The following is a 23792-nucleotide window of genomic DNA, read 5'->3' as shown; positions in this document are numbered from 1 at the left end:
ACTGAGGATCAGAAAGCTTGTTTGAATCGATGTATTTCATCCGCAGATTATGCACGAATGCTAAGAAATCCGGAGTGCAAATATTAACCAAAAAGAAGATCGTTTTTTGATTTATGAAAGAGATCTAATTTGAAAAATATAAATATTCGTTCATCTTTGTGCTAAATATGCAGAGATCTGGTTGATAAAACTACATTTGAAATTTTGTGACAAAAATCTGCGAAAAAGCTGGTTTTTCAACTTTCGGCTATAAAATCATAATACTAATCATGATTATTTTGAAAATTGATAGTGAATATATAACAAAATAACCTTGTCGAAATCTGCTTTTAGATTCATTAATTTTCAGTTTTCCATTACAATTGTGGGGTTTTGAAATTTATGCTTAGATTTACAATTAATTAGAGGACGTATCTGTGAGCAAAGACACTATCGTTGCCCTACATGCAGAGCACCAAGGTCGCTGGAAAAACCGTGAAGAAATCGCGGAACGTATGATTGCCCTAGTAGGTCAGTTATATCGTGAAAAAAACATCGTAGCTACAGTATACGGTCGTTCTTTAATTAACCGTTCGGTTATCCAAATTCTTAAAGCGCATCGTCGTACTCGCGTACTTGACGTTGAACTTTCAGTTGTGAACACTTTCCCAATTCTTGAAGCTTTGGCGAAAATCGAAAACATCGGTACTGCTGAAATTGATCTTGGCAAACTTGCTGTTGAGTTCAAAGAAAAAGGCGGTGATGTTGACGCATTCGTTGCTGACGCTGTGAAATCACTTGAAGGCAATGCAACTAACGTTGAAAACCGTGATGTTGTACTTTACGGTTTCGGTCGTATTGGTCGTATCCTTGCACGTTTGATGATCAGCCAATCTGGTTTAGGCCGTGGTCTTAACCTTAAAGCAATCGTTGTTCGTAAATCATCTGACGGTGACTTAGAAAAACGTGCGTCTTTGTTACGTCGTGACTCTATTCATGGTCCATTCGCAGGTACAATTTCTGTTGATGAAGAAAATGAAGCAATCATTGCTAACGGTAACTTCATCAAAGTGATCTATGCGTCTAACCCATCTGAAGTTGATTACACTGCTTACGGTATTAACAATGCACTTGTAATCGATAACACAGGTAAATGGCGCGATTCTGAAGGTCTTGCACAGCACCTTAAATGCGCTGGCGCTGCACGTGTAATTCTAACTGCACCTGGTAAAGGTGATATGAAGAACGTTGTATATGGTGTGAACCAAGCAGACATCCTTGATGAAGATACAATCATCTCTGCTGCAAGCTGTACAACAAACGCGATCACACCAACACTTAAAGTGTTAAATGACAAATACACAGTGATTAATGGTCACGTTGAAACAGTTCACTCGTTCACAAACGACCAAAACTTGATCGACAACTACCATAAAGCTGACCGTCGTGGCCGTGCTGCAACATTGAACATGGTTATTACTGAAACAGGTGCTGCTAAAGCTGTTGCTAAAGCGCTTCCTGCTCTTCAAGGTAAATTGACTGGTAACTCAGTACGTGTACCTACTCCAAACGTATCTCTTGCAATTTTGAACCTTACTTTGGGTCAAGATGTTGACCGTGAAGAAGTGAATGAATACATTCGCCAAATTTCAATCAACTCTAACCTTCAAGGTCAAATTGGTTATACAAACTCAACTGAAGTTGTATCGTCTGACTTTATCGGTTCACGTACTGCTGGTGTGTTTGACGCTCAAGCGACAATCGCTTCTGGTAACCGTTTAACTGCTTATGTTTGGTACGATAACGAAGTGGGTTATAGCTGCCAAGTATTGCGTATTGCTGAGCAAATGGGCGGCGTAAGCTATCCAAAAGTTCCTGCTGAAACTAATGCTTAATTAGTTCACGCTGTAAAAAAAGGGCCTCATTTGAGGCTCTTTTTTTATCTAAAGAGTATGGGTTAAAAACTTAAGGCATAGATGACGAATGGATTGATCAAAAGCATCAAAATGTCTTGTTTTTTCTGCCACTGTTAGATGAGTGCGAGTCATTTATAATGAAAAAGCCGACTAAAATATTCAAGTTTTAAGTTAATGAAATTATTAAAGAAATAAATACAAAAAATTGCAAACTGGTTTGGGTAATGTGTTCAAAATAAAGCTGTAAAAATAAAAAAGCAAAAGGAATTTAGTTTGCAAGCAAAGCACATGCTCAGTGGATTGGCATTTATTGTGTTTGCTGCACTCTGTGGTGTACTCATCGCCATTTGGGTGTTTAAGCACTTTAATATTTATATCCCGCTAGAAAATCAAAACGTCAATATCGACCTGCAAGAGCCATTACAAGCCGAAGTCAAAATTCATGATGCCTTGGATGTGGACGTGACAGGGCGGGTGAATGCTGAAATTCCGATACATGAAAATTTAAATATTCCCTTAACTCAAACGCTGACACCACGGGTGTATTTTGATAATCAAGTCCCGATCAAGACCACGATTCCAGTGCGTGAAACTTTGAAAGTGAATCAAAACCTTCCTGTGAATACCAAAGTGACAGTTAAAGTCATGGGGCAGGATGTGACTCTGCCGCTCAAAGGTGATATCCCGATACAATTGGATATTCCAGTGAATATGAATGTGCCTTTGGAACAAAAAGTACATTTAAAATTTGATGCGCCAGTCAAAACCGTGCTGAAAGAAAACCTACATATTCCACTCAATGCAAATTTAAAAACCAACATTCCTATTGAAGGTAATTTGAATGTTCCAATTAAAACGGCATTAAAAGCGACAGTGGATGTGCAAAATACGTTGCCGGTTCAACTTAAAAAGGGTGAATTGGTAATTCCACTAAAAACAATGCAACTCAACAGAGAGCATGCCAAAACTGAAGCGAAAGCTCAGGAGTAAGCCATGTGGATATTTCAATCGGCGAAGCGCATCATTTTAAGTTTTATCGCAGTTGCGTTATTGGTTGCGGTGCTATTTTGGATGTATTTAAATATTTATGCGTCGATGCAAGTACGTGCAAAAAATGCTGATATTCAATTGTCGCATTCACTACCCACTAAAATTTCCGTTGGCAATTATTTGCAAACGCAGTCCATCGGGGCGTTGGATACGCAGATTGCTTTAGATCGGAAGCTGCAACTACCCTTGAAGGGAAAATATCTGGCAGATTTGCAGTTTAGTGTAGAGGTTCCCATTTCTGTTGATATTGATTATTCCACCAATATTCAAATTAACCAGACGATGCCGCTTGAGGCGACCACAGATTTGGTGATTAAAAATAAACTCGTGCCGAAATTTCCGTTAAAAATGGATATTCCTGTCAAGTTAGATGTGCCTTTTCATTTGAAAAGAACCTATAACATTCCTATTCGAATAAATTTTAATGGTCCAGTGTATTTTGAGTTTAATGAAAAAGTCGATTTGCATGTGGTACATCAGTTTGCACCACAACTCAAACTCAATGACCCGATGACCATGCGAAAAATCGCAACCTTTAATGCCACGATGTATAACGCAGAGCGAAATACCAAGGCAAATTTAGAGTTGAACATGGATTTGCCGATAAAAAATGTACATCCATAAGCGTGATTCAACTCAAAAAAAAGCCCGAATCAATCCGGGCTTTTTTTTTTGTTCGATCTTATTTTAAAGCAGCTTCAACAGCACTACGTAGAGAAGTGGTTGGGTGACCGAGTAACTGTTCCAAGTCTTTACGATCACTTTGCATTGCACCGTCAATGCTATTGATATCGGCATCGACGATCACATTTACAAGACCAGCGGGTAAGCCAGCTTGTAATAGGCCTTGTGTGTAGTCTTCAGCGGTTAGATTTTGATAGTGGACCTTTTGACCTGAAACTTGCTGTAAGGTTTCAGCAAGCTGTGCCAAGGTGAAGCTGTCTGAGCTTGCAAGTTCATAGGTTTTATTCTCATGACCAGAGCTTGTAAGTACTTTTGCAGCTGCTTCAGCATACTCAGCACGGGTCGCTGCATTAATTTTCCCATCCTTTGCTGCACCAAATAGGGTGCCTGTTTCAACCACATGTCCTGCAGCGGCAAGATAGTTTTCGACATACCAGTTATTTCGTAAGAAGGTATAGGTTAAACCACTAGCTTGAATCAGACTTTCTGTTTCACGATGTTCTTGAGATAAACCCAATGGCGATGTATCAGCACGTAACAGGCTGGTATAAGCAAGATATGGAACTTTCGCTTCTACTGCAGCATCAATTACGGCTTTGTGTTGTGGAGTACGCCGACCAATTTCATTGGCAGAAATGAGTAATAATTTATCGACACCTTGTAGTGCAGGAACCAGTGTATCTGGTTGATCATAGTCAAAATGACGAAGTTCGATGCCTTGAGCTTGTAGAGATGCTACTTTTTCTGGTGAGCGAACTAAAGCGATGATGTTTTCGGCCGCGGTTTCTTTCAATAAAAATTGAAGGACCAATTGGCCTAGTTGACCTGTTGCACCTGTAATTGCGATTTTCATATTTAAACCCTCTGATTGTTGAATAAATGATCTTGATGGTTGAATCTTAATCTGTTAACTTACTAAATGTAAGTACGTACCAAAAAGTAAGTTAGTGACTTTGAGGAAAGATTTAATGAACACATACGCTACAAGTAAATTATTAGGTCAAGTTTTATCCACGGACTGTCCTTCTCGAGAAATATTGGAACATCTCACCAATAAATGGTCAGTATTAGTTTTACGTTGTTTGACTGAAGGGGTACACCGTTTTAGTGAACTTAAGCAGCGGATCGAAGGGGTGAGCGAAAAGATGCTGGCTCAAACGCTGAAAATGCTCGAGCAAGATGGTTTTATCTTACGGACAGTCTATCCAGTCGTGCCACCCAAAGTTGAATATCAACTGACTTTAATGGGCTCGCAGGCTGCAGAAAAGTTAATGCATCTGATTGGTTGGGTTGAACGAACATTGCCTGAAATTATTGAAGCCAAGGAAAATGCACGTAAATAGCTTTCGGAAATGGGGAGTGAAATTCGTTTGCCATTTATCAAAGGTATTTTGATGATGAGCTAAAGATTTTCGAGTGAGGTGCGGATTTTCCTAAAAATTTGCATCAGTACCAAGATGAATGAAATTTATAGTATTGCTGAATAATATTGTTCGAGAAATTCTTTAAAATATGGCAGAATAAGCGGTTTTAAAGTTTTTAGAGGATTGGCAAATATGCGCTTTGTTGATGAAGCAGTCATTACCGTAGAGGCTGGCGACGGTGGCAATGGCGTAGCCAGTTTTCGCCGTGAAAAATTCGTACCATTTGGTGGTCCAGATGGTGGTGATGGTGGTCGTGGCGGTAACGTATACGTTCAAGCCGACAATGACACAAGTACCCTAGTAGATTATCGTTATACACGTAAATTCCGTGCAGAACGTGCTAAAAATGGTCGTGGAGCGAACTGCTCAGGCCGTGGCGGTGAAGATACCGTATTGCTCGTTCCAGTGGGCACAACAATTGTAGATACAGAATCTGGCGATATCATCGGCGACTTAGTGGCTGACGGTCAGCGTGTGTTAGTGGCAGCAGGTGGTGAAGGTGGTTTGGGTAATACTCACTTCAAATCTTCAACCAACCGTTCTCCACGTAAATGTACACACGGCTCAAAAGGCGAATATCGTGAAATTCGTCTTGAATTAAAAGTACTCGCAGACGTTGGTTTGTTGGGTATGCCAAATGCGGGTAAATCAACCTTTATCCGTGCAGTTTCAGCAGCAAAACCAAAAGTTGCAGATTATCCATTTACCACTATGGTGCCAAACCTAGGTGTGGTTGATGCCGATAGTCACCGTTCATTTGTAATGGCGGATATTCCTGGTCTAATCGAAGGTGCTGCAGAAGGTGCAGGTCTAGGTATTCGATTCCTGAAACACTTGGCACGTACACGTATTTTATTGCACATCGTAGATGTTCAACCGATTGATGGTTCTGACCCTGCGTACAATGCAAAAGCAATTTTGGAAGAGTTGAAAAAATTCTCTCCAACACTTTCAAAATTACCTGTTGTATTGGTACTCAATAAAGTAGACCAATTGGCGGCTGAAACGCGTGATGAATGGTGTGATCACATTCTCGAAGAGTTGCAGTGGAAAGGCCCTGTATTCAAAACTTCAGGTTTAACGTTTGAAGGTACTAAAGACGTTGTCTACTACCTGATGGATCAAATTGAAGAGCAGCGCGAACGCGAAACTGAAGATCCTGAATATGCTGCAGAAGTTAAAGCATTCCGTGATCAGCTTGAAGCTGAAACACGTGAGCAAACGCTTGCTGCGAAAGAAGCATATCGTGAAATGCGTCGTCAACAACGTCTGGCAGGTCAAGGTGAAGACTTTGATGATGAATTTGAAGACGGTGATGATGAGGCAGAATCGTACTACGTACGTTAATTGCTGAATAAGTGTCAAAGCAAACAAGTCTGAGGACAAGATGATAGAAGTGGTAGATGGGCAACGTCAGCTCAAGGGTTGTAAACGTATCGTTGTTAAAATCGGATCATCACTACTCACAGCAAACGGAAAAGGGTTAGATCTGGATGCAATCTCGCATTGGGCGGGACAAATTGCAGAACTACATAATGCAGGACACGAGATCATTCTTGTGTCTTCCGGTGCTGTGGCTGAAGGGATGGTTCGAATGAATCTGGACAGCCGACCCACAGATCTACCCAGTCTTCAGGCTTGCGCAGCCATTGGACAAATGGGTTTAATACATACTTGGTCAAGCGTTTTAGAACAATGTTCTATTCGTACAGCTCAAGTTTTATTAACCCATGATGATTTGGCTGACCGTCGTCGTTATTTAAACTCTTGTGATGCCTTGCAGCATTTGATTGATTGGCGTGTGATTCCTGTGATCAATGAAAATGACACAGTGTCGACTGACGAAATCCGCTTTGGCGATAACGATACTTTGGCTGCGATGGTGGCTGGACAGGTTCATGCAGACCTTTTGGTGATTCTAACTGACCAAGAAGGCATGTTTGACTCAGACCCTCGTTCCAATCCAGATGCAAAACTGTTCCATACAGTACGTGCAATGGATGAATCATTATTCGATATGGCTGGCGGCGGCGGTAAATTCGGTCGTGGTGGTATGTTGACCAAAGTTCGTGCGGCACGTTTGGCAGCCAAGTCCGGTTGTCCAACAGTCATTGCGAGCGGTGATAGCGACAATGTGCTTTCACGTGTGATGGCAGGTGAATTACTCGGTACCTTATTCATTACGGACAATGATCGTGTGACAGCCCATCAACAATGGTTAGCTGCACATTTACAAACAGCGGGTCGTTTAGTAATTGATGATGGCGCAGTCAAAGCCATTCGTGATAATCACCGCAGTTTATTACCTGTCGGTGTGAAAGCGGTTGAAGGGCATTTCGAACGTGGTGATGTGGTGGAATGTGTCGATACACAAGGTCATCGTGTTGCCGTCGGTCGTGTAAACTTCAGTTCACGTTCGGCAGAAATCGTTAAAGGTTTAGCCTCAGATAAAGTTCATCAAGTTTTAGGGGAAGCCCGATCACTTGAAATGATCCATCGCAATCATATGGCTATTTACTAGCAAAAACATGCACTTACTTGCAGTGTATAAAACACTATGAAAGTGATTGAAAATCAATATTTTTATATCATTTTGTACTGTTAAGCAATAACAAGTAATTTCATTGAAACACCGTACACATGGAGGTTAAACTGGAGGTTAAATCAGTCTAACCTCTTTTTTTATGTGGTTCTAACCTCCATAGGTGTGCAATGCTTACTAAACAACAGATTGAAGCTATAAAGCCAAAAGAAAAGCTGCTCAAGGTCAGTGATGGTGACTTGCTTTATATATTTACCTTTCCAACTGGAAAGAAAGTCTGGAAGGTGCTTTATACGCTTGATGGGAAAAAAGGGACTATCACAATAGGCGAGTATCCGCTTATCTCTATTAAAGAAGCACGATTGAAACGTGATGAAATAAAAATCATGCTGGCCAGTGGTATAAGTCCAGGTCAGAAAAAGAAAGAAGAAAAGCAAAAGCAGCTTGAAGGCATGAGCTTTAGAGAGTTGATTGAATCTTATAGGGATGTTGTAGCTCCCACTCATAAAGGATATATACAGGAAGTTGCTTCTCTCAACTTATTTATCAGGTTGTTCCCTAAACTTATGCAGAAGCCAGTTAGCCAAGTGGATCAGCTCGATATGATTGAGTTTAGAAATGAACGCCTGAAGATGGTCAAGGCTGCAACAGTTAAGAGAGATTTAGGCTTGCTAGGTGGTGTGTTCAAATATGCACGACAGGAGCTTCGTATCATCACAGGTTCACCATTGACCGATATTTCAAAGCCAAGCGAATCAGATCATAGGGACAGGCGCATCTCTCAGAATGAAATAGATCAGATTCTAAAAGCATTCAGTTATCACCCAACATTCCAACCAGTGAATAAAAAACAACAGACCGCCTGGGCATTTTTATTTGCTATCGAAACGGCAATGAGAGCCAGCGAAATCGTTGGTATGAAATGGATGAATATCACTGATGATTATGTGCTTTTGCCTGATACAAAAAACGGTAGTTCGCGGAAGGTTCCGCTCTCCATGAAAGCAAAAGAATTGCTGGAGTTGATGAAGGGAATCCATGAAGAAACAGTTTGTACTCTCACAAGTGCAAATACTTTATCGAGCTACTTTTGGCAGGTCGTTACTGAAAAACTAAAAATTGAAGATTTAAATTTCCATGACACCAGGCATGAGGCCACCACAAGGCTATCCCAAAAGCTACCAGTTCAAGACTTGGCAAAAGTCACAGGACATAAAGATTTAAAAACGCTGATGAAGTATTACAACCCAACTGCTACAGAGCTGGCGAATAAAATTAATGGGGTGGGGTGATGGATGATATTAAGGATTATTTGATAGATAAGATTTCTGTCTTGAAATTTAATATAAATATGATATTAGAGAATTTTTATTATGATAAGGGGGTAGATAACTTTACCTACCCATATGAAATAATAAACGAGATAAAAAATAATATTATTGAGGATGGTGTAAAAGATGAAGTGGAAACCACAAGTATAGGAATTAAATATTTAATTAGAAATTTTGGCAACAAGCAAGATGAATCAACAGAGTTTTTTTACTTAAAAATGATGATAAGTATAGCTTTTTGTGAATTCTATCTGGAAAGAAATAATTTAAGTGCAGTAATTAGACATCTTAATAATTATTATTTTAATTGTGGTGTGAATGAATCAAAGAATGAGAAAAAAATTCAAAGATTGCAAATGTCAGATAACGGAAGGAAAAAAGGACAAAGTGACAGCCTAAAAGTGCAGGAGATTATCAAGAGCTTATTACCTACGCGCCCATGGAAAACAAGGGAGGAATTTTATTTTGTGGTCGAAAAAGAGGCTATCAGTCAAAATATCTCAAGGGGAATTAACTCTATTCGTTCGGATTTTATAAAGGCTGTGAAAGGTATCCCAGATTATAAAAACCACTTTAAACATAAGGGTAAAAAATAAATTATTACCAAAAGCAGCTTTGGGAATATTTTAGAAAATAAGAAAAAACGACACTGCACCTATGCAATAACGCATAACGTAATAGAAAGGTGCAGTATGCAAACGCGCGAACAATTCTATCGAGCTAAACAAATCGCTTCAGCTCCAGCCACTCCCGAAAAAATCCACGTTTACAAGACTGGCGAAAATGCCGGAAAAACCCGAAAACTAAATGCCAAGCCAGCACGACAAGGTATTTTGCCAATCTCAGAAAAAACTCTATGGACTTGGACGCGTGAAGGTAAATTTCCGCAGCCGATCCGCATGGGTGGCAATGTCACTGTCTGGAGAGCTTCGGACGTTCAGAAGTGGATTGAGGAACAGTCAGCATGAATAACACCCAATTAAAGCAAGTCCTGGCACACCTCAAGCAAGGCAAAACTATTTCCCAGGCTGAAGCTATCGACCTTTTTAACTGCTACCGACTGAGCGCAATTATTCAGCGTTTACGGTGTGCAGGTTATGACATTGTGACCCATAACGAGCGCAATAAATCAGGCATTGGTAGACATGCACGGTATGAGTTTATTAAAGAGGTGGCAGCATGAAAGATATTGTACTGGCTTCATATCGCACCAATACCGAAGCGGACATTGAAGCGGATTTAATCGTAAATGATGAGGCTTGCAGTTTTATCGACTTAATCACCGTAGGCGGTGGAGTTCAGGCCATTGATGACGGTATCGAGCAGCTCATGCAAAACCCTCAAGCCACTGGCGTTGTGGCATTACATGGTGAAAGTCTGAAGCAGCTCATTGATGCTTTTTTAAGTGAGGTCGGCCATGAAAACCAATCATAAGCACTATCTGAAATCACTTGTTGAATACATGAAGCCATTGGCAGCAGAAAGCTACTATTTTAAAAACTTCAAATTATCCCAGCAGCACCAGGGTATTAAAGGTGGGAAAAAATGAAACTATTTGAAAAATTCACATTGCAAAGACTGGATCATATTGGTTATAGTTCTCTTGCTTTGAGCAAAATCTCAAAGTTAGCTTTGGTCGGCTACGAATATTCAGCGCATACAGTCCGCTTAGTGGGCTTTTTTTGTATGTGTATTTTCTCTATGCGTTCGCATGTTATGGCGGAGCTGGAGGGGGACACTTTCGAGTGTGCCAGTTACCTGAATTACTGGTCGACCAACCCCTTTCAGCTTTGCCACCATAATTACTTGGTCGTAATTGGCAAAGCTCCGTTGAAAAATTCAGGAGCGCATTCTCATGCCTAATCAAATTAATAAGACAGCCCAAGACCATTTAGAAGATGCTCAAGTCAACCTTGAATCATTAGAAGGCTCATTACTTCGCTTATTTGTCAGTTATGGTCAATGCGACCTTTCTGAGGATAAAGCAAAAGCCATGATAAGCGTTTGCGAAATGCTGGCGAATGGTGCTTTAGAAGATATTGAGAGTGCCAGCGCAAAAACTAAAGTAGATATTCAGGCTTATATCACTCAAGCGTACGGCATTGTAATTATGCTTGAAGAAATTAAAGGCTTTCATCTGGCGAAAGGTTATACAGAGGCAGTTATTCACGGCCTATTCACAGTGGCAGGGACTTTAAATCAATCATTAGAAACGGCAGTTGATGCGATTATGAATGCAGGGGGTGCAGTATGAATGCAAAAATCCCTTGTGATAAAACTATAGATATGTTTGGCGGTGCTGCTCCCTTAGCAGTTAGCACCGATCCAGTGACAGGCAATACAACCGAATATCATTCTATTGAAGATTTTGTTAAAGGCTGTATTGATGAGCAGCGTTTTAAAGTTAAGCCTGAGAGTTATATTTACTCTAAATTGCCGGATTATAACTGCGAAGAATGTGAAGCACTCCCCCTGGTTAATCCTAATGAATTGACTGAAGTCATAGGGTATGGAATCAGAGGCATAGCTAAAAAGTACGATATTAGTCAGACACCATGCAAAGAGATTGATTCTAAAAAAATATCATTCTCTATTGGTAAAGCTGGAATATTCGCAAGCAACACAAATAATAAATATATGCCGTATGTTCTAGGTACAGACAATATGGATTTATTTGTGAAACTTGCTAAGGCTGGGGAGGCCGTTGTGCTTCATAAAGATATTGATGCAGCGTATCAGATTATAAACAATGGTATGCCTGAAACAATATTTAGAATGTTAGTTAGTGAAAAACCACCAGTCAATAATGCTGATTTATTTATCCAGGCAGATGAAGATTTAAAAAATTTAAGTCCCAATCTGATTAAAAAGTTTTTCTTTGATAAAAAACAGCAGATCATAAAATCAATCGAATCTGGCCTAATCGCACAGCCTCAAGTTGAGGATATGCCAGCGGATCGGAAAGCTGAAAAGCTGGATAACTGGCAAGCTCCAATAAGCCTGAGAAATGACACCCTGATTCAATCAAAACCTTATCCTATTGATGAGCTACCGGAAGTTGTGAGAAATGCAATTCTTGCCACCGCTGAATATGTACAAGCTCCGATTGCAATGGCTGCTCAATGTGTTTTAGCCAGTATTTCTTTTTTAGCACAAGGTAAGGTAAATGCACCCAAAGAAACCAACAGGGAGGGGATGCCAGCCTCCTTATTCTTTTTAACGGAAGGTGGTAGCGGTGGGCGCAAGTCATCTTGTCAAAAGCTGGTTGAATTACCCATTCGAGAGCATGAGCGCCAGCAGTATGATGAGTATAAAAAATCACTGGAAAATTGGAATGCACGGTCGAAAACAATTGAATCCAAAGAGTTCGCGCAGTGGGCTTTAGATAATCCCAGACCAACCGATCCGACCAGTATTTTTTCAGACATTACTATTGAAACCTTGACCAAGTTTTATATTAAAGGAATTGTGAAAAATGCTTCATTGAGTAGTGATGAGGCTGGACAGTTCTTTGATGGTCATACAATGAAGGGCGACACGGCTAAAAGTGCGTTAGGTGCATTCACTAAGCTGTTTGATGATGGCTATTGCCAGAGAAACCGTGCTTCATCTGATGACAACGGAATGGCCTATGATGTTCGCCTAACCTTCAACCTACTTGGGCAACGTGCTGTACTGGCTGGAGCTTTAAACGACCCGACATTAAGAGGACAGGGCTTTTTACCTCGATTCATTTTAACCGCTCCTGAGAGTATTGCTGGGCAGCGGACGCATACAGTTGAATTTAGACAAAAGCTAAAAAATTCACACAATGACCCTCGATTAACTAAATTTTGGAATCGCTGTAGAGATATTTTAAAAGATGAGTTACCAGTCCTTTTAAATGAATCGGGAGAGGTTCCATACTTTCCAGTTATCCAGCTATCCAGTGAAGCCGAGTTGCTGGAGCTTGAGTTTTACAATGAATGCGAGATTTTGCAGGGTAGCGGAAAACAGTTTGAATTTATGCAGCCTTTTGCCAGTCGTGCAAATGAGCTTGCCAGACGTTTAGGCGCTGTCCTAGCTTACTTTGAAAACAAGTCTGAAATTGATTCTGAAATCATGCAGGCAGCTTGTGCCGTTATTAGACATTCTTTGTCTGAGTGGTTCAGATATTCAGATATTGAAGTAGCCGATGAAAGTGATTCTGAGAAGCTGATTAAGTACCTTTTAACCAAATGCAAAAAGGATAAAACCAACCGATTGCAAAGAACGGTAGCAATGAAAGGCGCACCACTTCAAATAAGAAAAGCGAAGGAATTTGATCCTTGTTTGAATGAGCTGATCGAGTTTAATTATGTGCGACTGGTGACAATTAACCGCTCCACTTACATTGAATTAAATCCGGCATTGCTGAAATAGTTGCGATTTTGCGATTTATGGCTGAAACCCTTATGGCATAAGGTTATCCATGTCGCAAAGGGTGTGCGATTCCAATGCGGAGTATGCGAAATGATCCGATATACTCCGCATATGTCGCATACGAATCGCAAGAGCAATGCGAAGCGGAAAGATAGACAGGGCAAGGCTTACAAGGAAAAATCGCAAAATCGCAAAATTTATAGAGTTGTGCTGGATTTAGGAAAAATACAAATGATACAGGATTGATTAATTATGATGATTCAACCCGAAATTATAGAAACAGTTTTACAGGAAAATGGCATTAATAGACCAGATGCAAAAATGATTGTAGAGCAATTAAAAAAGGTCATGTCAGAGAGGTCGGGAGATATTCAGCCTTATATAAATAATCTATATGTGAAAGCTATTGAGATGAATATTAAGCCAAGCCAAAACGGTACGATTTCAGAGCAGCAGGCAGTTAAGTTGCTGGGTAAATCAAAAGCATTTTTTAGGGTGGCCAGACTGCAAAACAGACTTACTCCAAATTGCATTTTGATAGGCAAAGAATACAGATACACGATATACAACATTGCTGAATACCTAGCTAAACGCGATAGTTATAAGGCGTTATAAAGCCAAAACATAGAATAATAATTAATCTCTATATTTACTCATATCTTTTATATGAGTATTTTTTTATGAAAACCAATGTCACCACCTTAGTTAAAAGCATATTTGCTCAACGTCAGGCAGAAAAAGGGCATATTTCCCCACAAGAAGTAGCGGTCAAACACTTTGGCGCATCTTCAGCCGTTGCTCAGATGATGGCATCAAAAGGATTCACAGACCCAACACAGGCGGATTATGCAGCCATTGCAGCCAGTCAGCAGTTTATTAATTTAGTGAAAGAAAAAAGTTTGATTGGTCAGATTGAAGCACTAGGCAAAAACCTATACATGCCATTAAATAAACCTCTTAGTGCCTTCGACTTGGCACCTTGTGAAGTTGTTCCGCAAAAAGAACCTACTAAAATTTTGACTGAAAAATCTAAAATTGGAATTACTTTAGATTTCAAAAAAATTGGTGGCTATGCAATCTTTCCAGAGCGTTATTTTGAAAGCGACACTTACAGCCTGGTAGAGCCATTGATTAACACAGCTTTAATTAATAGCTATGTTGCTGGCGAGAATGCAGACTTTATCGAATCCGTTACAACAGACGCGACCACAGTCACAGCAACAGGCTCCACAATGCCGACACTACTGGCAGACATTACCAACGCCTTAGCTTCGATTGATGACCCACAGGACGCAATCCTACTGCTTAATCCGTTCACTGCTTTAAATATTGCGAATGAATTAGAGCTAGATAGCCTGGGTGTAAATGGTGGATCAATCCGAGGTATTCCAGTTATCACAAATAAATCAGTAAATGAAAATCAGAAGATTGTACTTGATCTAACCAAGCTCATTTTTGCCACCGATCCAACTGTAGAAATAAAACTTACTAATGAAGCCACAGTTACCACGATGACAAATGAGCCAGTTTATTTATTCCAGGAAAATAAGGTGGCGATTAAAGTAATGGGTATTAATGGCTACAAGTTCCTAGATGGATATAAAGCAACAGTGATTGAAGATGCTGAAGTGGTAGGAGGTTGATGATATGGAAAAAGCCTATTCAACATTGACAATAAAGTCAGTAGATAACGAAAAGCGAATCATTAAGGGGATGGCCTCCACCATTTCACCAGATAGGGCAAATGATATTGTTGAACCCAACGGCATGGTATTTGACCTACCTTTTCCTTTTCTTTGGCAACATGACCACTCGAAGCCTATTGGCAATGTAGTTGCTGCAAAGCGTTCCAGTAAAGGTTTAGAAATCGAGGTGCAGATTGCAAAAATCAAAGAGGCTGGAAGTTTAAAGGATCAGGTAGACCATGCCTGGAATGCAATCAAGGAAGGTTTAGTTCGTGGTTTAAGTATTGGCTTTAGACCTTTGGATTATGATGTTCGTTCAGGTGGTGGCATTCACTACACGGCTACCGAGATTTTTGAAGTATCAGCCGTAACAATCCCATGTAATGCTCAGGCCACAATTACCGAGATTAAGCGAGCATCTAATGCAGGGGTGCGGTTATCGGGATCAGGACATAGGACTGTTAAATTAAATACAGGCGGTGTGAAGTTATCACCAATCAGTGCGGATATTGTAGCTGATGGATTAAGCCACCAGGAGAAACTCTTAGCTGCTCAACTGGCCTATGCCGATCCAGTGAAGCGCAAGAGCTTGCTGGAGCCATTCATTAATGAGTTTGGTGAAGATAAAGCCAATAAGGTTCGATTGATGGCAGATAGTTTAAGGGGTGACTTATGAAACCAACATTTAAAACTAGAATGATGGCAATGCTACCGAAGAATGATTATAAGTTCCTCGAGTATTCTGTAGAGGTGCTTCAGCATAATGGCCGACAAATGAAGCCTCAAGAAACGGACTTTATATCCAGTGTGCAAAGGCTTCCACCTGAAGGAATTGCAGAGGTGCTGTGCTTATGGGAGAGCCAGGAGAATAAGCTGGAATTGGTTAAGATTGCTATGTTGTTTCATATTTATCGAAATGACTTTGATGCTTATCTGAAGAACAATAGAAGCAATCCGAAAGTTAAAAGAGCTTTTGAGATATGGGGAAGTATTAAGAGCAATCAGACCCGATCATTTAAAGCATAGTTATTCAATACAGGTGGTGGGCTGGTCCCATCACTTTTTTATTTAGGGTGGAGTAATGGCAAGATTACCAACATTAAAACCACGGCTTCAGGTAGCAAAGACCAAGCCACGGATCGACCAGGTGCAGAGAGGGACAGCTCGATTATATGGCAACACTTGGCAGCGGATCAGACAGCAGGTATTACTTAAAGGTGAATACACTTGTGCTAAGTGTGGCAGGGTCAGCATGTTTGAGATGGAAGTAGACCACATAAAACCGTTATGGATGGGTGGATCGAATAACCTGAATAACTTACAGCTATTATGCAAATCACCTTGTCATGAGTTAAAGACAGCAGAAGAGGCGACCTTGAGAGGTGTGGGGCCTTGATTGATAAAAAAGAGAAGTATTTGTCGTTAATCGCCCACCTCCACATTCGCAAAAAAAATTGCCTTTTTAGGAATGTTTACCGATGGAGCTAACCAAGAAAAAACAGAAATTTATTGAGGGTATCAGGCAAGGCATGAATCGAAAGGAGGCTGCTATTTATGCTGGATGCCCTGAAAAATCAGCAAAGCAGCAAGGCTATAGGTTGATGCAAGATAAACAGGTGAGGTTTTATCTGGAGAGAGATATACAACCTAAAAATATTAACATTCCAGAGATTATTAACAATTCAACCGATCCGCTTGAGTTGCTCAGTCAATTTATGAATGATGAGCTGGTGGATATGCACACCAGACTGGAGGTAGCTATATTTTTACTACCTTATTTCCACTCAAAACACGCCTGAATTGACTATTTATTGAACTTGATGTATTCGCGCACGCGCGCGCACAACACTGCTAATTTGTGGTTCTAGGGCTTAAAATCCCAATAGAATTAAGATGAGTTTACCAGGGCGGTTCCTTATCTTTGATGTGCTGAAGAACAATAATCCCCCCAGTGGTCAAGATAACCATACCTGAGCCACTAATAAGAGGAGCAGCTTATTTAAAAACCTGAAACCCTCAACTTCGGCAATGCACACGCGACTGGATGCACGTATCTGCAATCGAAAGTATTTCGTGATTTTTTAGAGTGTGGGAGGTTAGGCTGGAGGTTAAAATTCAAATTGTAAAATAAAATATAATAAAAACATTAGGTTAAATATATAATAAATCGCAATCATATGTCGATTTACTAAATTGAAAGTTCAAAATCCTGCTTCCGAGCGGGATTTTTTATGGCATGTCATTTGAATATAACGATAAAAATAGTAATAAGAGGAAAATAATATGAGCGAAATTTAATATTTAAACCTTCAAGATCTAAAAGATGAGCAGGCTCAACTGTGTGAATTATTGGCCCAATGTGTGCAAGATGGTGCATCACTGGATTTTTTAGCAGAAGAATCTAAGTCGCACTATGATGAATATTGGTCTGCTGTGGCAAAGGATATTCAAAAGCATAAAACCTTTTTGTGGGTGGCGCTGCAAAGCGGTGAAGTTGTGGGCACAGTACAATTGGTTCGTGCCACCAAAGCCAATGCGCTGCGTCGTACTGAGATTGAAAAACTTATGGTGCATCCAAAGGTACGTCAGCAAGGCATTGCTCACCAACTATTAACACTTGCAGAAGATAAAGCAAAACACTTGAACTTGAAATTACTTGTACTTGATACGCGTACAGGCGATGTCTCTGAAAAGCTATATGAAAAATTTAACTTTATAAAAGCTGGGATCATTCCGCAATTTGCATTGAGCCATACAGGTACAATAGATTCAACGACATTATTTTATAAATTATTAGTTTAAGTTGAAACGGATGGATATTTTAGACCAAAACTCCTGCACAGATGCAGGAGTTTTTCATTAAAGGTTCTTTTGATTAACTCGTTTAGAGAGTTCTTCCGCACTTTCAACTCGTTCAGAATATCGATCTGTGAGGTAGGCAGATTGACCACGTGTGAGTAGGGTAAATTTATATAATTCCTCCATCACATCGACAATCCGAGTGTAATAGGAGGAAGGTTTCATGCGATCATTTTCATCAAACTCTAAAAATGCTTTCGCAACGGAAGATTAATTTGGAATCGTGATCATCCGCATCCAACGCCCAAGGATTCGCATTTGGTTAACAGCATTGAAGGATTGCGAACCGCCACTGACTTGCATTAACGCCAGCGTTTTACCTTGAGTAGCACGAATGGCACCTGCGGCTAAAGGAATCCAATCAATTTGTGCTTTCAAGATAGAACTCATCGCACCATGTCGTTCTGGCGAACACCAAACCATGCCTTCTGACCATGCAAGTAATTCATGTAATTCCTGAACTTTGGGATGTGATGTTTCAGCATCTTCAGGCAGAGGAAGACCTTTAGGATGAAAGATTTTGACTTCTGCACCAAAATGTTCAAGGATTTGACCCGCCTCCAATACCGTTAAACGGCTAAATGAGCGTTCACGGTTGGAGCCATATAGCAGCAGGATGCGTGGCGGATGTTCAAGTGCTTTAGCTTGAACTTGCTCAAAACGCGGTGTCTCAAGTAAATCTAGTTGAATATTGGGGAGCTTCATTTTAGTTCTCTTTATACCATTTGCGTTTTAACCATAGCGATACACTCACTAATGCAATAAGCACAGGGACTTCAACCAATGGGCCAATAATCGTGGTAAATGCAATCGGAGATGCGATACCAAAGGTGGCGATGGCAACAGCGAGGGCAAGTTCAAAATTATTACCCGCTGCTGTAAAGGATATGGCAGTGGTTTTGGCGTAGTTATTGCCCATCCATTTGCTCATCAAAAAGCTAATGAAAAACATCACCACAAAGTAGATCGTGAGGGGAATGGCAATACGCAGTACATCCATTGGAAGGCTCACGACATCTGCACCTTTGAGGCTAAACATCACCGCAATGGTAAAGAGTAATGCGATTAAACTGATCGGGCTGATTTTGGGTATAAATTGATTTTTATACCAAGCCAGACCTTTTTGTTTTACCAATATGGCACGCGTCAGGAAACCGAGCAGGAAGGGAATACCTAGATACACCAATACTGCATGTGTGATGGTCCAAAAGCTGACTTGGATCACTTGTGCTTCTATACCAAAATAAGGCGGTAAAAAACTCAAAAAGAACCATGCGTAGGTACTAAAAAATGCAATTTGGAAAATACTGTTAAAGGCCACTAAAGCCGCTACGTATTGGTTATCCCCACAAGCGAGATCATTCCAAACCAGAACCATTGCAATGCAACGTGCTAAACCAATCAGAATCAAACCGGTCATGTATTCAGGGTAGTGTTGTAAAAACACGATCGCCAAAATAAACATCAGGCAAGGTGCGATTAACCAATTTTGAACCAGTGATAGGTATAAGGTACGTTTATCTTTAAACACTTCAGGCAGCGCTTTGTAATCCACTTTGGCCAAAGGCGGATACATCATCAGGATTAAACCAATGGCAATCGCAATATTGACATCACCGATATTGAGTTGATTTAAAGCTCTTGAAGCACTTGGAATATAGACGCCAATCGCAATGCCTAGCCCCATTGCGATAAAAATCCATAGCGTTAGATTGCGGTCTAGAAATGACAGTTTTGCAGCAGCCATTATTGGATCTCTGAAATTTTTTGGATTTCTAGGTTGAGTTCTTCACGACTTAATTGCGTAAAATCGAGTGCAAATAAAGCATCTAAACGGCGGTTAATATGCGCCACGGTATCAAGAAATGCTGCAAGTTTTATTTCATCTACAAGCTCTAAATGGGAAGGATCTTCTAAGCCCCAGTGGGCTTTGATGGCAGAGCCTAAGTAAATTGGGCAAGCTTCTTGAGCGGCAGAACCACAGACGGTAATTACCACATCGGGTTGATATTGTTCACATGCTGCGATGGTTTTACTCGACAAACCCTCAGTCGGTAGATTGAGGTTTTGTAGGGTTTTCAAGGTAAACGGGTGGACTTGTCCTGAAGGTTTACTACCTGCGCTATAGGCATGGAAACCTTCAGGGGCACGATGGTTAAAAAGTACTTCGGATAAAATGCTGCGGCAGCTATTGCCAGTACATAGAAATAAAAAATTCATAGCGTTTCACACAATGTTGTAGTGCCTTTCGGAGAGTTTAAATCGAGATTTTTAAATCGTTCTTGGTGACGCATGACATCAAGTATTTGTGTACACCAAGTAGGCAGTGCAGGGTGAATGGAGTAATAGACCCATTGACCTTTGCGTTGATCACTCAAAACACTAGATGACCGTAGTAGCGCTAGATGGCGCGAAATTTTGGGTTGGCTTAATTCAAGGGACTCGGTGAGTTCGCAGACGCAGAGTTCACCTTTACATGCCAACAGCATGATGATGTTCAGACGAGTCTCATCTGCAAGTAATTTGAAAAATTCAGTCTGTTCCATGTTTATCTGTATATATGGATTTGCATATATATTTACATATGAATATATGGATGTCCATATGTTTTCTTCAATAAAAATCCCACACTTGGTGGGATTTTTATATTTAGATCAGTTTAAAAGTCGAATGAAGTTTGTAAGAAGAAAGTACGTGGCTGACCAATATATTTACCACCTGTTGCATCTGATGAACGGGTGAAATACTGTTTATCAAAGACATTCTTAATACCAGCAGCAACTCTAACCCCTTGTAGCGAACCGCCAAAGTCATAGCCTGTACGCACAGCAAAAGTTGAATAGCCTGGAATATCGCCTAGTTTACCATTTGCTGTTTCTTCAGTTTGGTAGATGTTAGAATCTTGGTTGCCTGGGGCACGTTGTTTAGATTGTGCATACATGTCGGCATTGATGGACCAAGCATCATATTTATAACCTAAGCCAAAGTTTGCGACATTTTGTGAATAGAAGGGCAAATCTTTACCTTTAAAGTTACCTGCTTCAGCAACCGCTTTGGTATAGGTGTAATTACCATAGGCTTTTAAGCCTTCGAGATTGTCAGCTAAATGTCCAAAGTCATAGCTAAAACCGGTTTCGATCCCTTTATGACTTGTAGCACCGAGGTCAGTCCAAATGCCATTGTTTGCAGCATCACGTTCTAAAATCAGTTCTTTGTCAAAATCTAGATAAAACGCAGTCAATTCAGCACTCAAACCATTGCCTAAATATTTGGTACCAATTTCATAGTTATTAGACTTTTCAGGATGTAAGCCATCTAAGGTGGTGACCGCTGTAGTACCTTGCGTTGTTGCTAACTGGTTATATTGCTGTGGACCAAAAGAGACACCGGCATTGGCAAAGAAATTCCAATGGTCTGTTGCTTTATACAGGATAGCTAAACTTGGCAAAAATTCCTCAGATTGGATCGATGGATGAACAGTATTTTGTAATACGCCATTTTTATAGGCACTAAAACTGTTTTGCGTATCAATCGATTCAAAACGAACGCCGGGTGTAATATTCCATTTACCCAGTTCTATACGGTTATCGATATAAGCAGCGTGTGCTTTGGTGCCACCCGCACTACGGGTACGTGCTATAAACTGACCAGGTTCTGCATCTGCTGCGTATTCAGTACGGCCTGCGAACTCGGTGCTCTCTTCGTCCATATAACGGTAACCGACAGTCACTTCATTCAGCGTACTTCCTAAGCTATAGCTACGTGAATAACGTGGCTCAATGGCAAAGACTTTATAATCACGTGGTGAGGTATCTAAGCGATGATTGCCATTGGCTAAAGTAGATTCAAGGTTGCTGGTACGGAATGAATCGATGTAATAACTTAAAAGTTCAAAGTTGTTCGTGTCGTCTTTATGTGTATAACGTAGGGATACATCTGAACGACGGCCAGTGAAAAAGTCACGATAATGCGACGTTTGATATGGATTTACTTCGAATTCAGCAGCGCTTAAACCTTCAGGCATTTCACCTGTACCATCGTAATGATGGAAATTTAATGCGATTTTATCCTGATCAGTGATGTCATAAGCGGTTTTTAACATGACATCATCAATGTCATTTTTATTGTTCGCTTCACGATAACCGTTGCCTTTAGTACCTGAATAAAGCAAGGCAAGACCTAAACCATTATCTAATGTTCCACCAACAAACAGACTAGGACCTAATTTTACCTGATCTGTACCTGTTGCATATTCAGAGTTTAATGCCACGGTACCTTTAAAGTCTTCAGGAATGCTACGTGTGGCAAAGTTGATAATACCGCCGACATTTTGTGGCCCAAAACGGACAGAACCTGCACCACGGACTACATCAACAGATTCTATATTTCCTAAAGAGACAGGCGCCATCGAAAGCTGTGGTTGGCCATACGGTGCAAATGACATTGGTATGCCATCGATCAACACAGTTGAACGTGGAGAGAGGCGAGAAGTTAATCCACGAACGCCAATATTTAATGAAACATCGCTACCGCCAGTACCATTATTTTCTTGAACCTGAACACCAGAAACTTGGCGTAACGCATTTTTTAGAGATGTTGCTGCGCTTTCGTTTAAGCGTTTACGGTCAATAATGGTCCGCGCACCGGCATGCTTTTGCACCTTTTTTTCATTGGCGTTTTCCAGCCAGTTCCCTTGAGTTTCAATGGTGATGGTCGGTAAAACATCAGCTTGCGCGGTATCTGTATTTTCAGCAGCAGAAGCCATAGTGGCAACCATGCTTATACCTACGGCAATACTTAGCGGTAATAACGGGAAGTTTTGAAGCTTTAGAGATTTTTTGCTTGAACTATACATAAAAGTGTGAGCAATGGAGAGAGAGCGCGTATCATAATCTTGAGTGCGATAAATTTAAATAAGGATGATTATCATTTGAAACTATGAATTTGATTAAGCTAATAGACTTTTTAATTTAAATAAAGAATAGATGGAATTTATAGTCAAAAAAACCGCGCTAAAGCACGGTTTCTTAAAATGAATTTAATTATTTAAACTGGATAGAGCCATTTGCACTGACCGTGATTTTAGATTCACCACCTGCCATTTCTTGTTCAGGAATAGCATCGGCACTTGCAGCTTTCATCATCGCCATACGCGGAACTGGCTGACCACCATAATTGCTGGTATTTAAATTAATATTAACCAAGTTGTAGCCTGATTTATTCCATGCCTGAGCGAGCGCTTGGGCACGTTGTTGAAAGTTTTTGGATACTTCAACCATCAGTTCATTTTCAACTTTTTTACGCTGTGCATCTGACACACTAAAGCTGATGGATTGAGTTTGGAAATTTTGTTGTAACTCGCTCACCAATTGGCTAGCAGTTTTAAAGTCAGTACTTTCTAAACGAACTTCAGCACGACCACGCCATTCTTTCAATTTACGACTGTCATTGTCATAAATCGGGTAGGTGCTTTGAGATCCCGTTTCGATTTTTACCGCAGGGTATTTACGGGCTGTGTTCACCGCTTGGGTCATTAATTGGTTGATTTGGGTAGCAAGTTCAGCCGGCTGTTTATTTGATTTTTCAATATATAAAACGGCATACATTTGGTCGTTCGACACTTGGCGAGTAGCATCCGCTTGAATGTTCACGATGTTGTAATTGAGTGGGTCAGCTGCTTGAGTTGCTGCTGCCAAACCTAAACCTGATGCTAATAAAACAGTAGATAAGATAATTTTACGCATTGTTATGACCTATTCTTCTTTCAGAATGACTAATTTAGCTTATGCTGTTATCTTAAAAGGGGATTGTGATGGATTAAAGGAAAATCTGTGGTGGGATTGTAAATCTTTCAAGAAAAATAAATGTAGTGCTTGATGAATATTTATTTAAATAATCAGTACTTAGTTGTTTAAATAATT

General features: G+C 40.3%; 27 protein-coding genes and 1 pseudogene. 21 read left to right on the top strand and 7 right to left on the bottom strand.

Annotated features, from left to right (window positions below; all coding sequences use genetic code 11):
* Positions 1 to 416: 416 nt before the first annotated feature.
* The 3 genes from FTU36_RS03105 (at position 417) to FTU36_RS03095 (ending at position 3569) form a co-directional block, all read left to right on the top strand.
* The gene (locus tag FTU36_RS03105) at positions 417 to 1874 is read left to right on the top strand and encodes a glyceraldehyde-3-phosphate dehydrogenase (protein WP_111885541.1); all 1458 of its coding nucleotides are present in this window, start codon (positions 417 to 419) and stop codon (positions 1872 to 1874) included.
* A gap of 309 nt (positions 1875 to 2183) precedes the next feature.
* Entirely contained in the window at positions 2184 to 2885 is a 702-nt protein-coding gene (locus FTU36_RS03100) for an MFS transporter (protein ID WP_180022814.1), read from the top strand.
* Positions 2886 to 2888: 3 nt separating this feature from the next.
* Complete coding sequence (locus FTU36_RS03095; RefSeq protein WP_180116790.1) at positions 2889 to 3569, top strand: hypothetical protein; 681 nt, start codon at positions 2889 to 2891, stop codon at positions 3567 to 3569.
* Between the two features lie 58 nt (positions 3570 to 3627).
* Here FTU36_RS03095 and FTU36_RS03090 read toward each other — a convergent pair whose 3' ends face one another.
* Positions 3628 to 4482, bottom strand: a complete 855-nt coding sequence (locus tag FTU36_RS03090; protein WP_180116789.1) for an SDR family oxidoreductase — start codon at positions 4480 to 4482, stop codon at positions 3628 to 3630.
* Between the two features lie 115 nt (positions 4483 to 4597).
* Here FTU36_RS03090 and FTU36_RS03085 point away from each other — a divergent pair, with 115 nt between their 5' ends.
* The 18 genes from FTU36_RS03085 (at position 4598) to FTU36_RS03000 (ending at position 17814) form a co-directional block, all read left to right on the top strand.
* Positions 4598 to 4972 (top strand): helix-turn-helix domain-containing protein, encoded by a 375-nt coding sequence (locus FTU36_RS03085; protein WP_078191873.1) that lies wholly within the window; start codon positions 4598 to 4600, stop codon positions 4970 to 4972.
* A 213-nt stretch (positions 4973 to 5185) separates the two neighbouring features.
* Positions 5186 to 6400, top strand: a complete 1215-nt coding sequence (gene cgtA / locus FTU36_RS03080) for an Obg family GTPase CgtA (RefSeq protein ID WP_078190204.1) — start codon at positions 5186 to 5188, stop codon at positions 6398 to 6400.
* A gap of 40 nt (positions 6401 to 6440) precedes the next feature.
* Entirely contained in the window at positions 6441 to 7574 is a 1134-nt protein-coding gene (gene proB / locus FTU36_RS03075; protein ID WP_180040485.1) for a glutamate 5-kinase, read from the top strand.
* A gap of 191 nt (positions 7575 to 7765) precedes the next feature.
* Positions 7766 to 8887, top strand: a complete 1122-nt coding sequence (locus tag FTU36_RS03070) for a site-specific integrase (RefSeq protein ID WP_180026329.1) — start codon at positions 7766 to 7768, stop codon at positions 8885 to 8887.
* Positions 8887 to 9522 (top strand): hypothetical protein, encoded by a 636-nt coding sequence (locus tag FTU36_RS03065; RefSeq protein WP_180116788.1) that lies wholly within the window; start codon positions 8887 to 8889, stop codon positions 9520 to 9522. Before FTU36_RS03070 ends, FTU36_RS03065 begins: the two co-directional genes overlap by 1 nt.
* A gap of 96 nt (positions 9523 to 9618) precedes the next feature.
* Positions 9619 to 9894 carry an AlpA family transcriptional regulator gene (locus tag FTU36_RS03060; RefSeq protein ID WP_100328749.1) on the top strand — a complete coding sequence of 92 codons (276 nt, stop codon included), beginning with the start codon at positions 9619 to 9621 and terminating at the stop codon, positions 9892 to 9894.
* Positions 9891 to 10109, top strand: a complete 219-nt coding sequence (locus FTU36_RS03055; RefSeq protein ID WP_180116787.1) for a helix-turn-helix domain-containing protein — start codon at positions 9891 to 9893, stop codon at positions 10107 to 10109. Before FTU36_RS03060 ends, FTU36_RS03055 begins: the two co-directional genes overlap by 4 nt.
* Positions 10106 to 10360, top strand: a complete 255-nt coding sequence (locus tag FTU36_RS03050; RefSeq protein WP_180116786.1) for a hypothetical protein — start codon at positions 10106 to 10108, stop codon at positions 10358 to 10360. Before FTU36_RS03055 ends, FTU36_RS03050 begins: the two co-directional genes overlap by 4 nt.
* Before the next feature lie 111 nt (positions 10361 to 10471).
* The gene (locus FTU36_RS03045; RefSeq protein ID WP_151833923.1) at positions 10472 to 10789 is read left to right on the top strand and encodes a hypothetical protein; all 318 of its coding nucleotides are present in this window, start codon (positions 10472 to 10474) and stop codon (positions 10787 to 10789) included.
* Positions 10782 to 11180 (top strand): hypothetical protein, encoded by a 399-nt coding sequence (locus FTU36_RS03040; RefSeq protein WP_180116785.1) that lies wholly within the window; start codon positions 10782 to 10784, stop codon positions 11178 to 11180. The genes FTU36_RS03045 and FTU36_RS03040 overlap by 8 nt, the downstream gene beginning before the upstream one ends.
* The gene (locus tag FTU36_RS03035; protein WP_180116784.1) at positions 11177 to 13327 is read left to right on the top strand and encodes a DUF3987 domain-containing protein; all 2151 of its coding nucleotides are present in this window, start codon (positions 11177 to 11179) and stop codon (positions 13325 to 13327) included. The genes FTU36_RS03040 and FTU36_RS03035 overlap by 4 nt, the downstream gene beginning before the upstream one ends.
* 252 nt (positions 13328 to 13579) lie before the next feature.
* Positions 13580 to 13942, top strand: coding sequence for a hypothetical protein (locus FTU36_RS03030; RefSeq protein WP_005221566.1), 363 nt, complete (start codon positions 13580 to 13582; stop codon positions 13940 to 13942).
* Positions 13943 to 14007: 65 nt separating this feature from the next.
* A complete protein-coding gene (locus FTU36_RS03025; protein WP_180116783.1) occupies positions 14008 to 14970 on the top strand; it encodes a hypothetical protein in 963 nt (320 codons plus the stop codon).
* A gap of 4 nt (positions 14971 to 14974) precedes the next feature.
* On the top strand, positions 14975 to 15688 hold the full coding sequence (locus FTU36_RS03020) for an HK97 family phage prohead protease (protein ID WP_180116782.1): 714 nt from the start codon (positions 14975 to 14977) through the stop codon (positions 15686 to 15688).
* Entirely contained in the window at positions 15685 to 16038 is a 354-nt protein-coding gene (locus FTU36_RS03015; RefSeq protein ID WP_180116781.1) for a hypothetical protein, read from the top strand. Before FTU36_RS03020 ends, FTU36_RS03015 begins: the two co-directional genes overlap by 4 nt.
* Before the next feature lie 55 nt (positions 16039 to 16093).
* The gene (locus FTU36_RS16875) at positions 16094 to 16408 is read left to right on the top strand and encodes an HNH endonuclease (protein ID WP_180116780.1); all 315 of its coding nucleotides are present in this window, start codon (positions 16094 to 16096) and stop codon (positions 16406 to 16408) included.
* 82 nt (positions 16409 to 16490) lie between these two features.
* Complete coding sequence (locus tag FTU36_RS03005) at positions 16491 to 16811, top strand: terminase small subunit (protein ID WP_180026318.1); 321 nt, start codon at positions 16491 to 16493, stop codon at positions 16809 to 16811.
* A 562-nt stretch (positions 16812 to 17373) separates the two neighbouring features.
* Entirely contained in the window at positions 17374 to 17814 is a 441-nt protein-coding gene (locus tag FTU36_RS03000; protein WP_180116779.1) for a GNAT family N-acetyltransferase, read from the top strand.
* A 57-nt stretch (positions 17815 to 17871) separates the two neighbouring features.
* Here the strand turns inward: FTU36_RS03000 and arsH are convergent.
* The 6 genes and pseudogenes from arsH to FTU36_RS02970 all read right to left on the bottom strand — a co-directional run bounded on the left by arsH (position 17872) and on the right by FTU36_RS02970 (position 23615).
* Positions 17872 to 18576, bottom strand: a pseudogene (gene arsH / locus FTU36_RS02995) (arsenical resistance protein ArsH).
* 1 nt (position 18577) lies between these two features.
* Positions 18578 to 19618 carry an ACR3 family arsenite efflux transporter gene (arsB, locus tag FTU36_RS02990; RefSeq protein WP_180116778.1) on the bottom strand — a complete coding sequence of 347 codons (1041 nt, stop codon included), beginning with the start codon at positions 19616 to 19618 and terminating at the stop codon, positions 18578 to 18580.
* The gene (locus FTU36_RS02985) at positions 19618 to 20091 is read right to left on the bottom strand and encodes an arsenate reductase ArsC (RefSeq protein WP_180007690.1); all 474 of its coding nucleotides are present in this window, start codon (positions 20089 to 20091) and stop codon (positions 19618 to 19620) included. Before FTU36_RS02985 ends, arsB begins: the two co-directional genes overlap by 1 nt.
* A complete protein-coding gene (locus FTU36_RS02980; RefSeq protein ID WP_180109214.1) occupies positions 20088 to 20417 on the bottom strand; it encodes a metalloregulator ArsR/SmtB family transcription factor in 330 nt (109 codons plus the stop codon). Before FTU36_RS02980 ends, FTU36_RS02985 begins: the two co-directional genes overlap by 4 nt.
* 113 nt (positions 20418 to 20530) lie before the next feature.
* The gene (locus FTU36_RS02975) at positions 20531 to 22726 is read right to left on the bottom strand and encodes a TonB-dependent siderophore receptor (protein WP_180116777.1); all 2196 of its coding nucleotides are present in this window, start codon (positions 22724 to 22726) and stop codon (positions 20531 to 20533) included.
* Between the two features lie 187 nt (positions 22727 to 22913).
* Positions 22914 to 23615: an SIMPL domain-containing protein gene (locus FTU36_RS02970; protein WP_180040632.1), complete on the bottom strand. Its 702-nt coding sequence runs from the start codon at positions 23613 to 23615 to the stop codon at positions 22914 to 22916.
* Between the last annotated feature and the right edge of the window lie 177 nt (positions 23616 to 23792).

The sequence above is a fragment of the Acinetobacter sp. YH12096 genome, from assembly GCF_013419215.1.
Taxonomy (GTDB): domain Bacteria; phylum Pseudomonadota; class Gammaproteobacteria; order Pseudomonadales; family Moraxellaceae; genus Acinetobacter; species Acinetobacter amyesii.
This window is presented reverse-complemented; position numbering and strand designations above follow the sequence as displayed.